General features: G+C 36.7%; 8 protein-coding genes and 2 pseudogenes. 8 read left to right on the plus strand and 2 right to left on the minus strand.

From position 1 onward, the window contains the following. Positions 1–111 precede the first annotated feature (111 nt). Together EK386_RS06955 and EK386_RS06960 are read left to right on the plus strand one after the other, a co-directional pair. Complete coding sequence (locus EK386_RS06955) at positions 112–1,554, plus strand: S41 family peptidase (protein ID WP_126658310.1); 1,443 nt, start codon at positions 112–114, stop codon at positions 1,552–1,554. Between the two features lie 148 nt (positions 1,555–1,702). Continuing rightward, positions 1,703–2,872 carry a PDZ domain-containing protein gene (locus tag EK386_RS06960; protein WP_126658311.1) on the plus strand — a complete coding sequence of 390 codons (1,170 nt, stop codon included), beginning with the start codon at positions 1,703–1,705 and terminating at the stop codon, positions 2,870–2,872. A 169-nt stretch (positions 2,873–3,041) separates the two neighbouring features. Here EK386_RS06960 and EK386_RS06965 read toward each other — a convergent pair whose 3' ends face one another. After that, a complete protein-coding gene (locus EK386_RS06965; RefSeq protein WP_126658312.1) occupies positions 3,042–3,365 on the minus strand; it encodes an AzlD domain-containing protein in 324 nt (107 codons plus the stop codon). Next, positions 3,362–4,090 carry an AzlC family ABC transporter permease gene (locus tag EK386_RS06970; RefSeq protein WP_126658313.1) on the minus strand — a complete coding sequence of 243 codons (729 nt, stop codon included), beginning with the start codon at positions 4,088–4,090 and terminating at the stop codon, positions 3,362–3,364. Before EK386_RS06970 ends, EK386_RS06965 begins: the two co-directional genes overlap by 4 nt. A gap of 209 nt (positions 4,091–4,299) precedes the next feature. On the opposite strand from EK386_RS06970, the gene EK386_RS06975 reads away from it, so the two are divergent. The 6 genes and pseudogenes from EK386_RS06975 to addA form a co-directional block, all read left to right on the plus strand. Further along, entirely contained in the window at positions 4,300–4,851 is a 552-nt protein-coding gene (locus EK386_RS06975; RefSeq protein ID WP_126658314.1) for a helix-turn-helix domain-containing protein, read from the plus strand. An 11-nt stretch (positions 4,852–4,862) separates the two neighbouring features. Continuing rightward, positions 4,863–5,513 carry a TVP38/TMEM64 family protein gene (locus tag EK386_RS06980; RefSeq protein WP_126658316.1) on the plus strand — a complete coding sequence of 217 codons (651 nt, stop codon included), beginning with the start codon at positions 4,863–4,865 and terminating at the stop codon, positions 5,511–5,513. A gap of 187 nt (positions 5,514–5,700) precedes the next feature. Then, complete coding sequence (gene addB / locus EK386_RS06985) at positions 5,701–9,228, plus strand: helicase-exonuclease AddAB subunit AddB (protein WP_126658318.1); 3,528 nt, start codon at positions 5,701–5,703, stop codon at positions 9,226–9,228. Continuing rightward, positions 9,206–10,459: pseudogene (locus EK386_RS06990) on the plus strand (UvrD-helicase domain-containing protein); the annotation flags it as partial. The gene addB and the pseudogene EK386_RS06990, both read left to right, overlap by 23 nt. A 709-nt stretch (positions 10,460–11,168) precedes the next feature. Continuing rightward, entirely contained in the window at positions 11,169–13,043 is a 1,875-nt protein-coding gene (gene ltrA, locus EK386_RS06995; RefSeq protein WP_246027607.1) for a group II intron reverse transcriptase/maturase, read from the plus strand. A 103-nt stretch (positions 13,044–13,146) separates the two neighbouring features. Then, a pseudogene (gene addA / locus EK386_RS07000) lies at positions 13,147–15,618 on the plus strand (helicase-exonuclease AddAB subunit AddA); the annotation flags it as partial. Between the last annotated feature and the right edge of the window lie 61 nt (positions 15,619–15,679).

A 15,679-nucleotide genomic window follows, 5' to 3' on the forward strand; every position in this document is an offset into this window, starting at 1 on the left:
TCAGCTAGGCGAGTCGCTTAGTCGCTTCCACATTTCTTTTAAATTTCGGCCTTTTGTATGTGTTATCCTTTGTTGTTCTTTCATAGATTGAACGAGAGGAGGAAAACACAAATGCGAAAGAGCCGAATTTTTTTATTACTTGGGGCAATTTGTATTATTGCCGTCAGCATTATAGTATGGCAAAAATGGAGTGCAACAGAAGAAGTTGCGAAAGTTAGTGAAGTGCCTGTCATTGACCAAGCCTACTCACTTATCACAGAAAAATCTGTTTACGGAACGGCCCAAGAAAAGATTATTGAAGGTGCCTTAAGGGGAATGACCGATGCGATTCAAGATCCTTATAGTACGTACTATAATGAAAAGGAAGCTGCATTGCACAAGCAGTCTTTAGCTGGACAACGTGTCGGAATTGGAATTGAAATTACAGAAAAGAATGGTAAATTTATTGTCGTTTCTCCGGTTAAATCCTCACCGGCAGAAAAAGCTGGGATTCGTCCATTTGATGAAATTGTACAAGTTGATAATGAACGACTTGAGGGGAAAACGATTGGGGAATTGATGCAGTTAATTCAAGGGGAAGCAGGGCAAAAAGTAACGCTTGTTTTATATCGTCCAAGCACTGAACGTCACATTAAAGTGAGTGTGGAACGTGCTGAAATTGCGAACAAAACAGTTAGTTCGAAAGTGTTACCAGTGGGGAAAGATGTAGAAATTGGGTATATCTCCATTTCAATGTTTGGAGAAAAAACAGCTGAAGAATGGGTTGAAGCAACGAAAAAATTAATTAGTGAAGATGTGGAAGGATTAATTGTCGATTTACGAGATAATCCGGGTGGTTATTTACATAGCGTAGCTGCTGTTGTAAGTAGTATTGAAAAGAAAAATCAAGTATTTGCTTATATGCAAAATGGTGCAGGGGCGATGGAACCTTTAAAAACTGTAGCGATTGAAGAAGAAAAATTTTATTTAGACAAAATGAGTAAACTTCCGATTGTGGTATTGCAAAATGAAGGAAGTGCCTCAGCAAGTGAAGTAATGGCTGGTGCAGTTCAAAGCTGGGAACGTGCCCTAGTTGTAGGTGGGAAAAGCTTTGGTAAAGGTACGGTTCAAGAAACATGGGATTTAGAAAATGGCGGCGAAATAAAATTATCAACAAATAAATGGTTAACACCGAATCGTGAGTGGATTCATGGAAAGGGAATTAAGGCGGATATCGAAGTAGAGCAACACCCTCTCTTCTCAATGGAAGTGATCCCAATTACTGGGGAATTTGCAGAGGGTGATTTTAGTGAAGAAGTTGCCTACTCTCAAAAAGTGTTAAGTGCACTTGGCTATACGGTGAATCGTACGGATGGTTTCTACGATGAAGATACTGGGGATGCTGTTGCACTGTACCGTGAGAAGAACGATTTAAAAGAAGGTCGCTATATGGACAATGAATTCTTTACAAATGTTCGGGAGCAGATTATTAAGTATAAAGAAGATACTGATAACGATGCACAATTAAATATGGGTCTAAGTGTAATGCTACATCGACTTGATGGTGATATTTAAAGAAGTTTTTAGGTGCAAGGGAACGAACTGTTGGAATTCCTGAGCGAACTGCTGTAGCTTTTCTTATAAAATAGTAAGTTTATATCTACGAATTTCGTAGCCCGTTTGTTACAATGGCAATAGTTAGTAGAAAACGGGTGGTGAAAAAGTGATAACGGATCTAATATTTGAAATAATGATCGCCATAGGAAAACTCTTTATTAATCCGGTTTTATATATTGCAATTTTTGTAGCAATTTTACTAGGTTATTATCGTGTGAAAAGAGAACGGAAATTTTTCCATATTCGTCTATTATGGGGGTGGTCTGAAGCAATTGGATTATTAAAGGAAGGATTTTTATTTGCCGTCATTCTTTCTTTTCTTTCCATTGTATTGGGACTAACTTTACCTGTAGATTTATTAATCATATTAACTGTAGTAAGTTGTGTGACATTAATCATTTACGTGTTCCATCTTCTATCGCCAATCATATTAATCATGGTTAGTTTTTCTGTATTATGGTTAATTGAATATTTTAATTGGTCATTTACGGTAGTTGGTCCAAGGATTGATGGGGCTGGCATTAATGAAGGAGCTGTTGTACCAGCTACGATTTTAGCAGGGCTGTTGCTTGTCGCAGAAGGATTACTGATTCGAAAAAGAGGAGCACAGTTCGCTTCCCCAATCGTTGAACATTCAAAACGGGGTTTAAAGGCAGTTGCGTTTTTCAGTAAAAAACTTTGGATTTTGCCTATATTTGTCGTGATTCCGGGAAATGTCATTGATGCGTATTTTCCCTGGTGGCCTCAGTTTTCACTAGGAACAACGCAATTTTCATTCGTGGTATTTCCATTTGGAGTAGCATTCCAGCAATTGACTCGCAATACATTACCGATACACTATTTTCCAAGATTAGGACGGAAGGTGTTAATCTTAGGGGAGTTAGTGATTATAGGCGGATTAGTAGCTTACTTTTTCCCAGAAATCGGGATATTTGTTCTAATCATAGGCGCAATTGCACGACTAGGAATCGCTATTTACTCCGCATCAAGGCAAACAAAAGATGTTTATGCGGTATCGGCAAAATCGAGTGGCGTCATGATCGCCGGCGTATTACCAAATTCCCCTGCTGAAAAAATGGGATTAGGTATTGGTGAGATTATTCGAAAAGTGAACGGTATTGAAGTGCATACTGAAAATGAATTGTATGAAGCATTACAAATTAATGCAGCTCACTGTCGTTTAGAAGTATTAAATCATCAAAATGAACTTCGCTTAACACAACATGTTGTTCATAACGAAGATCATTATCAAATTGGGCTATTAATTGCAGAATAAAATAAGAGGTTGTCCAGAAAGTATTACACTTTCTGGACAACTATGCTTCTAGTAATATAATTTCGTTAAAAATCTGTGCTCCTGCGGTAGTAACAATAAATTGTCACTATCCTCGTCGCAAAGGGGGGCGTTCGAAAATCACTTTTCGGACGCCCCCCTTTTTTGTTGGTTAAAAAAAGAAACGTAAAATAGCCATCGTCAGTACACCTACAACGACAGTTTTGGATAAACTCTTTGTCGTAATGGCGATAAGCATTGTTGGGATGAAGGCAGCTAAATTTAACCAATCGAACGTTACAAAAGCACCTTCTGCAGAAAATAATGACTCAAGCACGAGGGCACTTAAAATACAAACCGGTATATAAGCTAACCACTTTAAAACAACATCAGGTAATTCTACATTTCGTACTAAAATAAACGGGATGACTCGTGGTAGCCATGTGACAAGAGCACAACCAATCATTAATAAAATCATAGAAAGTGAGGTTGTCATTTTTCCGTCACCACCCCAATTGTGGCAACAATAACCGTCGCGATTAAGACCGCTAAATGACCAGGTACAAAATATAAAAGAATGTATAAAATGATCGCCATAAGTGCAATCAGTTTTAAATAATGCATGAGTTTGCTTTTACCAACATCCACTAAATTTAAAACGAGCAATGCACCAAACATGGCAATTAAAGCAAAATCAAGACCCCAATTTTCTGCATTTGGAATCCATTTCCCTAAAACTCCACCTAATGTACAGGAAGCAATCCACGTGAGATAAGCCGTTAAATTGAGGCCATCCATCCAATTGCCACCGATATGTTTTTCTTTCATTATTTTCGTTACGGCAACTCCGAACGTTTCATCGGTCAGTAATGTGCCAAATCCAACATTTCGTAAAGTCGAATATCTTGTTAAATTCGGTGCAACAGTAAGAGACATGAGAAAATGACGTAAATTGACGATAAAGGTTGTCAGGATAATAACGGAAAAAGGTGCTCCGGCAAGGTATAAGCCACAAAAAATAAATTGTGCAGATCCTGCGTAGACAAGGACCGATAGTAAAAAGATTTCAAGTACGGAAAGATTGGATGTAATGGCAATTACCCCAAAAGCTAAGCCTATGCTAATATAACCTAAAAGGGTTGGAATACAATCTTTAACCCCTTGGATAAAAGAATCTTCTGTAACAGATTCCTTTACTCCTATTTGCGTACTGAGACTCATGTAAAACCTCCTGTTGAACATAGTAAACTAGTAATTTATAAATGCAATAATAGACAAAACAATTATTCAAAATGTACCATCGTTGTCACTTGAAAAGAAAATATTGAATGAATTTATATATTATAATAGAATAATCAATAATATTTTGAAAATTGTCTATTATAGTATACAACTGTCTATTTAAATAAACAATTCGTTGGAGTGTATTTATGGAGCAAATGAGTCGAAATATTGGGTATCAATTGAAAAAAATACGCATGCAAAGAAGTTTAAGTTTAGATGATGTTGCCAAAGCTACAAATGTAAGCAAAGCGCAACTTGCTCAAATTGAAAAAGGGGAATCCAATCCGACTGTTTCAACCATTTGGAAAATTGCATCAGGTATGAGAATATCGTTTTCTTCTTTATTACAACCACCAAGAGAACACTTTCAAAAATATGATGAAAAAGAGTCAACGGTTGTGTCTGAAGAAGATGGAAAGTATCGTGTTTATTCCATTATTCCATATGATCCTAAAAGAGGTTGGGAGTTATATAAAATCGAAATGGATCCAGGTGTCGTACATAGCAGTGAAGCACACTCAGAAGGTGTTGAAGAAACGTTGACTGTCATTAAGGGACAAGTCACTGTTAAAGCTGGTGGTATAAGCGAAGAGTTACAGGAAGGTGTGACACTAGTTTTTTCTGGAGCGCAAGAGCATCAATATATCAATTCTTCAAATGAGTTAACAATTCTACATTTAATAATCCAATATCGATAGAGGTGGTACAGGTGAGCGAATGGTTTACCGTTGAGAACATTGAGCATTTAGCAGGACAGTATCGGACACTTGGACCACTAATAGGCATTTTACTACCTTTCATCGAAGCCTTTTTACCATTCTTACCTCTCGTTGTTATTGTGGTAGCCAATGCAAGTTCATATGGGCTTTGGATTGGTTTCCTTCTGTCATGGATCGGGGCGGTTTTAGGTTCGTATGTTGTTTTTTTAATTGTTCGTCGGTTTGGGAAGCATCCAAAATTAAAATGGTTTATTCGAAAAGAAAAAGTGCAAAAGCTCATTAAGTGGGTAGATATGCGCGGTTTAAGCCCATTATTCATTTTACTTTGTTTCCCATTTACACCGTCCGTCCTTGTCAATATTGTTGCTGGATTATCCAATATAAAGAAAAAATATTATCTGTTTGTTATTATGGCAGGAAAGTTTGTTATGATTGCAAGTATGAGTGTATTAGGTTATGACATAAGAGCGATACTTACGGATCCAATAAAATTAATTATGGCTGGAGTAGGCATTTTCCTTCTTTGGATTATTGGAAAGGCAATAGAAAAGCGTTTAAATAAAAAAGTAGAACGTGATTTAAAAGCAATATCAGAGCAAAAAAATGTTAAATTATCAGTGAAGAAGGAGCGGTTATTATAAACTGCTCTTTTTTCACTTTTCTATATGAAGGAGCGGGAATTTCACTATTATATCAGAAAAATATTATAATAGAAGAGAAAGACTTTTTTAAGAAGATGAAAGAAAAAGATAAAAAAGAACAAAATAATACAAGGCAAGAACATTTGTTCTGTATATAATGACAAAAACAGCGATAAGGGGGATTAGCATGTCGTTAAGAGTAATTAGTGGAAGAGCTGGTACAGGTAAAACAACGTTCATCCATAACGAAATTGTCAATGAATTAAAGAAACATCCATTAGGTGCACCTATTTATTTAATCGTGCCCGATCAAATGTCCTATCAGGCAGAATATATGTTGACCAATAACTACGGAATCAGTGGGATTGTCCGCGCACAGGTGATGACATTTAAACGTTTAGCGTGGTATATCCTTCAAGAAACTGGGGGCATTGCAAAAGAGCAAATTGACAAAATTGGTTATCGCATGCTCATTCGTCGCCTACTTGCTGAAAATAAAGATGAATTCACCTTATTTCGACAAGCAGCAGATAAACGTGGATTTACGGAGGAAGTTGAACAACTCATCAAAGAGTTTAGTCAATATAACATTGATAGTGCTGCATTAAGTGAAGTAATCGGAAAATTAGAGCATTCATCTGCCCCTAACACATTAATCGCAAAAACAAAGGACTTACAAATCATCTTATCAAAAATAGAAGAAAAACTCGGTGATAGCTATGTTGATAGTGATGGTTTTTATCCAATATTAATACAACAACTTAAAAATTCTGAAAAACTAAAAGAAGCGCATATTTATATAGATGGTTTTACTGTTTTTACAGTGAGGGAATTTGAAATTGTAAAGCAATTATTATCTTTTGCCAAACGTGTAACAATCGTCCTTCCTTTTGAAAATGAGCAAGATAAAGATGATGACCAAGCGGTATTTTATCGTCCTGCTGTTATGTACGATAAATTAAAGCAAGAAGCTGAAAACTTTAAAGTAGAGATGGAACAACGCCTTCATTTAGAAACATGCTACCGTTATAACAATCAGGATTTATATCATATCGAACAACAATTTCACGAGCCCGTACCTACTCAACAACAAGCAAACGGTTTTGTTGAAATTATTGAGGGGGCAAATCGACGGGCAGAAGTCCACGCGATTGCCCGGGAAATTTGTCGACTCGTACGCGAGGAAAATGTTCGCTACAAAGACATAGGGATTATGTATCGACAGGCGGACCTTTACGATCCATTAATTACTACAATTTTTAAGCAATATGATATTCCTGTATTTACAAATGAAAAGAAAGCGATGCTACATCACCCATTAATTGAATTTAGTCGGTCGATTTTAGAAGTAATCACATCGAATTGGCAATATGAACCGGTATTTAGAAGTGTAAAAACTGATTTATTTTTCCCTTTACATAGCAATTTAAAAGAAATGCGGGAGAAAGCAGATATCCTAGAAAACTTTGTCATTGCACAAGGTATATATGGGTATCGTTGGTTTGAGGATTCTAGATGGTTCTATAAAAAATACCGTGGTCTTGAATTTTTCTCCAAACAGCAGACAGATGAAGAACTAAAAATGCAACAAATATTAGATGAAATGAAAGCTATTATTAAGCAACCACTTGAACAATTGCAAAGTGAACTAAAAAATGCAGAAACAGGAAAAGAGATTGCACAGTGTTTATATCGATGTATTGAGGAATTACAAATATTCGATAAATTGCAAGCGTTAAAAGATGCTGAACTGGAAGAGCATGAGCTACACGGAGCGAGTGAGCATGATCAAGCCTGGAATCGTTGGATTAACGTGCTGGATCAGTTTGTCATTATGTTTGGTGATCAAAAATTATCGATTGAAGAGGCCGCTCAAATTTTAGATGAAGGTTACGATACGCTACAATTTTCAAATATTCCACCATCAGTTGATGAAGTGACCGTTGCGACAGTTGAATATTCTCGATTTGACAACAAGGATACTGTATTTGTAATTGGTGTTAATGATGGCGTTTATCCGATGCGGATCGATTATGAGGGCTTAATTACAGATAGTGATCGTGGATGGTTCGCAGAAATTGATACGGAACTTTCACCAACATCAAAACATCGATTGCTCCAAGAGGCATTTTTAATTTACCGTGCATTTTCATCACCAACTGATCGATTGTATATTACATTTTCTAGTTCAAACGAAGAAAGTAAAGCACTACTACCTTCATTATATATAAATCGACTACACAAATTGTTTGAGATAGATGGGGTAAAAACGTTATCACACAAACGAGTGCTCATTGATCCAATAGAAGAACTCGAGCCACACAACGTTTTGTCCTATATCCAGCATCCAAGAACTTCTCTTGCCTTTTTAATTATGCAATTAAGACAAGCTCAATATTCAAATCAACTTGCACCGGAATGGCTAGCATTAAGAGAATTTTATGAAAAGGATGCATACTGGAAAGATTCATTGCAAGTTGTGATGCGCCCCCTATTAAAGAAAAACGAAGCGCAAAGATTAAGACCGCAAATCACAGAAGAATTATATGGAAATGAGCTGACATCGAGTGTGTCACGAGTAGAAAAGTTTTATCGCTGTCCATTCTCGCATTTTACTACGTATGGTTTACGACTAGAGGAACGTGCAATCTATCGTTTAGAAAATTTTGCAGTAGGTGATCTTTTCCATGAAGCATTGAAATGGATTACGAAGGAAACAGAACGATTAAATCTTCAATGGAATCGCCTAACACGTACTCAATGTGCTCAATTGGCTCGTCAAGCGGTGGAATCCATCGTTCCAGTATTCTCTCACCAAATTCTATTAAGTAGTGCACGTTATCGCTATATTCAAAAAAAGTTAATTCGCATTGTGGAAAGGACGATGATGGCTCTTTCACAACATGCGAAAGCTTCTTTCTTCAAGCCAATTGCCATTGAAGCGGCATTCGGACCAAATGAACCACTTCCTCCGCTTGAAATTGATTTACAGGGCGGCCGAAAAATGAATATTCGGGGAAGAATCGACCGAATTGATAGTGCGAAAATTGGTGATAAAACGTATTTACGTGTAATTGATTATAAATCGTCTAGTCGTGATTTGGATTTAAATGAAGTATATCATGGAATATCCTTGCAACTATTAACGTATTTAGATGTTGCAGTTAAAAATGCAAACCATTGGATTGACGGTCAGGTCGATCCTGCTGGCGTTTTATATGTCCATGTTCATAATCCGATTTTAAAAATCGAAGAAGAGCTAGATGACATGACATTAGAATTAGAACGAATGAAAAAGTATAAAATGCGCGGTCTTTTAACGGAAAATGCAGAATCACTTATCGCGATGGATGAAGAGTTAGAAGAAGGTGGATATTCAAAAATTATTCCTGCGTTTATTAGTTCAAAAGATGGCGGCATATCGCAATCTAAATCTCGCGTTGTACCACCTGATTCAATGTCGCAAATTAGCCAATATGTTCGAAACAAACACCAACTAGCTGGTGAAGGCATTATGAGCGGGGAAGCTCGCATTCATCCATATCGATTGAAAGGTAGAACGGGTTGTGACTTCTGTAGTTTTAAATCGGTTTGTCAATTTGACCCAACAGATAATGAACAAGTGTATCATCAGCTTCACGCAGATAAACCAGCAACAATTGTTTCGAAAATACGAGAGGAGTTGAAAAGAGATGGGTCTATCGATTCCAAATAAAGGACCAGATGTTACATGGACAGATGAACAATGGAAGGCAATTTGGGCATCTGGACAAGATACCCTTGTGTCAGCTGCAGCGGGTTCTGGAAAAACAGCAGTATTAATTAATCGTATGATTGAAAAGGTTATTTCAAAAGATCATCCAATCGACGTGGATGAATTGCTCGTTGTAACCTTCACAAATGCTTCGGCAGCGGAAATGCGCCATCGAATGGCTGAAGCGCTTGAAAAAGAGATTGTAAAAGATCCACGCAATCAGCATTTACGCAGGCAATTAAGCTTAGTAAATAAAGCACAAATCTCAACCTTGCATTCCTTTTGTTTAGCAATCGTTCGTCAGTATGCGTATCTAATTAATATCGATCCAGGATTTAAGATTGCCAATGAAGGTGAATCAGCCTTACTTCGTGATGATGTTCTAGCCCAAGTACTAGAAGAAGCTTATGACAATGAGAATGAGGAAAAAGTAGATGCGGTTTATCGATTAGTAGATAGTTTTACATCGGACCGAGATGATCAAGCGATCGAAATCTTAATTGGCAAATTATATGATACTTCTCGGGTACACCCAGACCCGACAAAGTGGTTACGTTCTTTACCTGAACAATATGATATTCCTGAAGAAGTGACAATTGATGAATTAGATTTTATTGGTCCTTTAAAAAACGCCATCCAATTTAGTTTAGAAGAAGCACGAGCGCAAATTGAAGAAATGCGTCAATATACATTAAAACCAGATGGCCCATTTACTTATGCAGAAACGGCAGATTTGGATTTTGTCTTGATTGATGAGGCAATTCGACGGATTCAATATGGGACTTGGCAAGATGCTTATGATTTCTTTTCTACTCTAAAATGGTCAACGTTATCTCGGAAAAAATGTGATTGTGATCCGGATTTAAAAGAAAGGGCAAAGAAGAAACGGGATCAGGCGAAAAAGTCGGTAAATCAAATTAAAGAGGCATATTTCTTAAGAAAACCAGAGCGATTATTGCAAGAAATCCGTTTAATGGCTCCAATCATCCAAACATTAGTAGAGTTAACGGAGAGGTTTGGTGAGAAGTTCACAGAAGCGAAGTCACAACGCGGATTAGTGGATTTTTCGGATTTAGAGCATTATGCCTTAGAAATCTTAACAGTTAAAGAAGGTGGAATGTTAAAACCATCACCGATTGCAGATGATTTTCGCAATCGTTTTAAAGAAGTTTTAATCGATGAGTACCAGGACGGTGCGACACGTTGCTAATTGAAAAGATTAGCCACTAACAAATGTTAGAAGAACTAAGAATCTGATGAGTCGAATGACGAGGTAACGCTCTGAAAGGCTCAGCCTAATCCTCCGAATAGCGTCATTTTATGCAATTAAAATGAGGTTATAAGCTCGGTGAAGTCAGCTGAATATCACCCTAATCGAAAGAAGGAAAGCGGGATAGAGGTATCTTGTGTGGTAGATAGGCTGGGGCTCTATAAGAAAATCTATGGTTAGAATTTAAATAAAAAATTATTTAATGACAAAATTCCGAATGTACGGCTCTAGAGGTATAGCTGTTCGAAAGGGCAGTCCAACTTGTTTGGGTTAGTGAGGTAGAGTAAGAATCGTCTTTATGAAATACCTTATGATGTTATAGGCATCATCCAGCTAACAGGGCTAAAGGAATGACCTAAGGATTTTGTATGTATAGATAGGATTCTTGGAACGTGGGAAGCTGGTTACGTGGAGAGATTGCACTCGATGATGCGGTATGAAGGAAAGCGGAAGTATAACTTCATTTTAAACTAGTGAAAGTGATGGCACAGTACCAGTGAAGCCGTGATAACAAGCGGTGGAGGGATAGCCATTAGTCAGTGAATAGAACACTAACATTACATTTCATATTTTCAGGTTCGAGTATGACTAAGAGAAATGGAATCACTGAAATATCCTTTGGTGGATAGAGGTGAGTACATTGACTGAAACAGCGAAGGCAACAAAAGTTTTAAAGAGACAAGCTTTGAGAAACAGTGAATATTATGATTTTCAGGCACAACTAGACCAACTTTACCTAGAGAGTAAGAAGAATAGAAAATTTACAAAGTTATATGAACTTATAACTGCGAGAGAAAACATTTTACTAGCGTATCGTAATATAAAGAAAAATAAAGGTTCTTTTACACCTGGCGTAAACCAAACAACGATTTTATCACTCGCTGAAAAAGAAATAGATCAACTTATAAGGTATGTTCGTAAAAGATTACAGAATTACCAGCCACAACGCATCCGAAGAAAAGAAATACCAAAACCAAATGGGGGCATTCGCCCATTAGGTATCCCTACAATTGAAGATCGCATTATTCAGCAATGTATCAAACAAATTCTAGAACCTATTTGTGAGGCAAAGTTTCATCCTCATAGTTATGGATTTAGACCAAATCGAGGTACATTACATGCGTATTCAAGAGCAGTAACGTTAGCAAATAAAAATAAATTACATTATGTAGTGGATATCGATATTAAGGGGTTCTTCGATAATGTACATCACGGTAAGTTATTAAAACAAATGTGGCATTTGGGGATTCAAGACAAGCGAGTATTAAGTATCGTAAGTAAGCTATTAAAAGCAGAAATAGCAGGTGTGGGCACACCTGCTAAAGGAACGCCACAGGGTGGCATATTGTCTCCTCTGTTATCCAACATTGTATTAAATGAATTGGATTGGTGGATAAGTAGTCAATGGGAGACATTTGAAACAAAAAAGAACTACGATAGAAAGCGTATCATAAGTGGCAAAATGAGGCTAGATAAAACATGGAAATATCGAATGTTAAGAACTTCGAATTTAAAAGAAATGTTTATTGTCCGATACGCAGATGATTTTAAAATATTCTGTCGTAATCATCGAGACGCTTTTAAAATCTTTGAAGCAGTAAAGAAATGGCTGAAAGAAAGACTGCAATTAGAAATTAGTCAAGAAAAATCGAAAGTCATTAACTTACGCAAAAATTACTCTCAATTTCTCGGCTTTAAACTTAAAGTCGTACCTAAAGGTAAAAAACAAGTTGTGAAGTCACATATGAGTGAACAAGCAAAACAAAAAGCCTTAGTCAAAATCAAAGAGCATATTCAAAAAGTGAAAAAGAATCCTATAGCCACAGAAGTATCAAAATTTAATGCGACAATCTTAGGATTACAAAACTTTTATCAACAAGCTACGATGGTCTCAAAAGATTTCAGTGAAATCGCATTTACTGTCAAACGAACCTTATACAACAGCTTATGGAAAGCTTCAACCTCAAAAGGAGAACTAAGCAAATACTACCGAGCGCATTATAAAGATTACTTAAATAAAAAAGCAGTTTTTGTGGCTGGTGTAGCAATATTTCCGATTGATGGTGTGAAACATAAAAATCCAAAGAACTTTACACAAGAAATTAATAACTATACAGAAGAGGGTAGAAGTTTAATTCACAAGACGGTCAAAACAACATCACAAGAGGTAATTCGTTACTTAATGAAAAATCCAGTACAAAATCGAAGTATTGAATATAACGATAATCGGATTTCAAGGTACATCGCTCAACAAGGAAGATGTGCGGTAACAGGAAGAACGCTTGAATTATTTGATATGGAATTACATCACATAATTCCTACACAGTTTGGTGGAACAGACCGTTACAATAATCTGACATTTATTTTAAAAGATGTCCATAAACTTATTCATGCGACACTGTCAGAAACCATCTTAAAATACCTTCAAAAATTAAAGTTATCGGAAACTGAAATCTGTAAAGTAAATGAGCTAAGAGCTAAAGCTGGAAATGAAATGATAAGTTAAGAGCTATGAACTGATGGAACGCCGTATGAGGGGAAACTTTCACGTACGGTGTGAATGGGGGGAAAAGCTGGAGATGAATTCAAAGGCTTACCTATCCATATTCAACATGTTACAAGAAACCATCGTACAAATCGTAAAAAGCGGTAGTGAAGCAGATGGGAACCTGTTTATGGTGGGCGATGTGAAACAGTCCATATATCGCTTCCGCCTTGCTGAACCCATGCTCTTTTTGAATAAGTACACGCAATTTGAAGAAGAGCCAATTACTAATGGATTAAAAATTGATTTAAATGCTAACTTCCGAAGCCGAGAAGAAGTACTGCATGGAACGAACTTTATCTTTGAACAAATCATGGGTGAGACGGTAGGAGAAATTGTTTATGATGAAAAAGCGGGTCTTAAACCTAGTGCACCTTATGATGAAGTAGAAATGCCTATCGAATTAACGATTCTATATGAAGAACAAGCAGAAGCACAACCGGAACAAACTGAAACTGACGAACTCGAATTGAAACAATTAGAAACGGAAGAGGAATTGAAAAAATCCCAACAAGAAGCGCGATATATCATTAAGCGTATTCGTGAGCTAATGGATAATGGCGCAACTGTGTATGATGCAAAAGAAAAAGATCCGTCAAAACGTGTCCGTCCATTAGAATATCGTGACATTGTCATTCTAATGCGTTCGATGACTTGGTCAAGTGAATTAGTAGAAGAGTTTAAAGCAGCAGAAATTCCTCTTTATGCAGAATCATCAAAAGGATATTTTGAAGCATTAGAAGTCATGGTTATGCTCAATGTCCTCAATATTGTAGATAATCCATATCAAGATATTCCATTAGCTTCTATCCTAAGAGCACCTTTTGTTGGATGCAATGAAAATGAATTAGCACTTATCCGACTGATCGACCGAAAAGTTCCTTTCTATGAAGCAGTAAAAATGTTTGTAAAAGAGGAAAGAAGTGGTTTAAATATTGCAACAGCTGAAAAACTTCAACGTTTCCTATACCAGCTTGATAAATGGAGAAACTTAGCACGTAGAGGGTCTTTATCTGATTTAGTTTGGCAAATTTATATAGATACGAATTATTATGAAATGGTTGGAGCCATGGCAAATGGGAAACAACGTCAAGCCAATTTACGCACGCTTCATGACCGCGCATTAATGTATGAAAAAACTTCATTTCGAGGATTATTCCGCTTCCTTCGCTTTATTGATCGGATGAAATCGCGAGGCGACGATTTAGGCGTAGCGAAATCAATTGGTGAAAAAGATAATGTGGTTCGATTGGTTACAATTCATTCCTCTAAGGGACTTGAATACCCAGTTGTGTTTGTTGCAGGATTAGGTAGAAGTTTTAATCAAATGGATTTTAGTAATCCGTATTTGTTCGACCAACAATTTGGGTTAGCGGTTAAAGCAATTGACCCAGATGATCGAATTATGTATACGAGTTTGCCTTTTTTAGCAATGAAAGAGAAGAAAATTCTTGAGATGAAAGCAGAAGAAATGCGAGTGCTCTACGTTGCGATGACACGAGCAAAAGAACGTCTTATTTTAGTCGGCTCTGTAAAGAATTGGGATAAGACACGTGCTACTTGGTGTGAATCACAACAGATTGCTCGGGATGCCATGTTACCAGATTATTTACGCGCCCGTGCAAAAAGCTACTTAGATTGGATTGGTCCGGCTATCGCAAGACATGCTTGTTTTGAAAATTATAGTGATGAACCGTTTACTGCAATTGAACATCCTTCTAAATGGCAAGTGTCCGCAATTTCAAACACAACGTTCATGCATTCATTGAAAACAGATGAAGAAAATGAATCCATTGATGTATTAGATCAAGAGGTGGATGAGCATCTTTTAGAACAATTGCATCAACGATTTAACACGACGTATCCATTTAAAGAGTCCATTACGAAAAAATCAAAAACAAGTGTATCTGAAATCAAACGAGTTGAAAATTTGCAACGTGAGGAAGAATCGGATACTTATTTTCTTCAAACAAAATCGACAAGCACCTATAAACGACCATTATTTTTACAGGAAAAAGCTTTAACTGCAACTGAAATTGGTACCGTTGTTCATACCGTTATGCAACATGCACCGAAAGAAGGATTTACAAACGAAGCTGACGTACAGAACTATTTGCAAGCATTGGTTGAGAAAAAATTATTAACGAATGAAGAAATAAAAGTTGTTGAACCGGAAAAGGTATTGCAATTTTTCGCTACATCCATTGGTCAACGGTTTGTTCATGCAAGACAAATTCATAGGGAAATACCATTTACGATGAGCCTCACAGACGATGTTGGGGATTCACAAATTGTACAAGGGATCATTGACTGTTTAATCGAGGATGCTGATGGGAAATGGGTGTTGCTCGATTATAAAACCGATAAAATTTTACCTTCCTTTAGTCAAGAACAAGCATTAAAGGATGAAATGGAAAAGCGCTATGCAGTTCAACTTCGAATTTATAGTCAAGCCATTGAATCTGTACTAAACTTACAAGTGGATGAAAAAATATTATATTTATACAATGCGCAAAAGGAACTTCGTCTAAATTAGTAACATTTAAACAGCAGCCTGTTAATTAATCAATTAATAGGCTGTTATTTCTAAAAGTTGG

Source organism: Lysinibacillus antri (assembly GCF_003977595.1).
Taxonomy (GTDB): Bacteria; Bacillota; Bacilli; order Bacillales_A; family Planococcaceae; genus Ureibacillus; species Ureibacillus antri.

Coding starts and splice junctions, on each gene's coding strand:
- EK386_RS06955 (WP_126658310.1), top strand. CDS start 112: ATGCGAAAGAGCCGAATTTTTTTATTACTTGGGGCAATTTGTATTATT.
- EK386_RS06965 (WP_126658312.1), bottom strand. CDS start 3,365: ATGACAACCTCACTTTCTATGATTTTATTAATGATTGGTTGTGCTCTT.
- EK386_RS06970 (WP_126658313.1), bottom strand. CDS start 4,090: ATGAGTCTCAGTACGCAAATAGGAGTAAAGGAATCTGTTACAGAAGAT.
- EK386_RS06975 (WP_126658314.1), top strand. CDS start 4,300: ATGGAGCAAATGAGTCGAAATATTGGGTATCAATTGAAAAAAATACGC.
- addB (WP_126658318.1), top strand. CDS start 5,701: ATGTCGTTAAGAGTAATTAGTGGAAGAGCTGGTACAGGTAAAACAACG.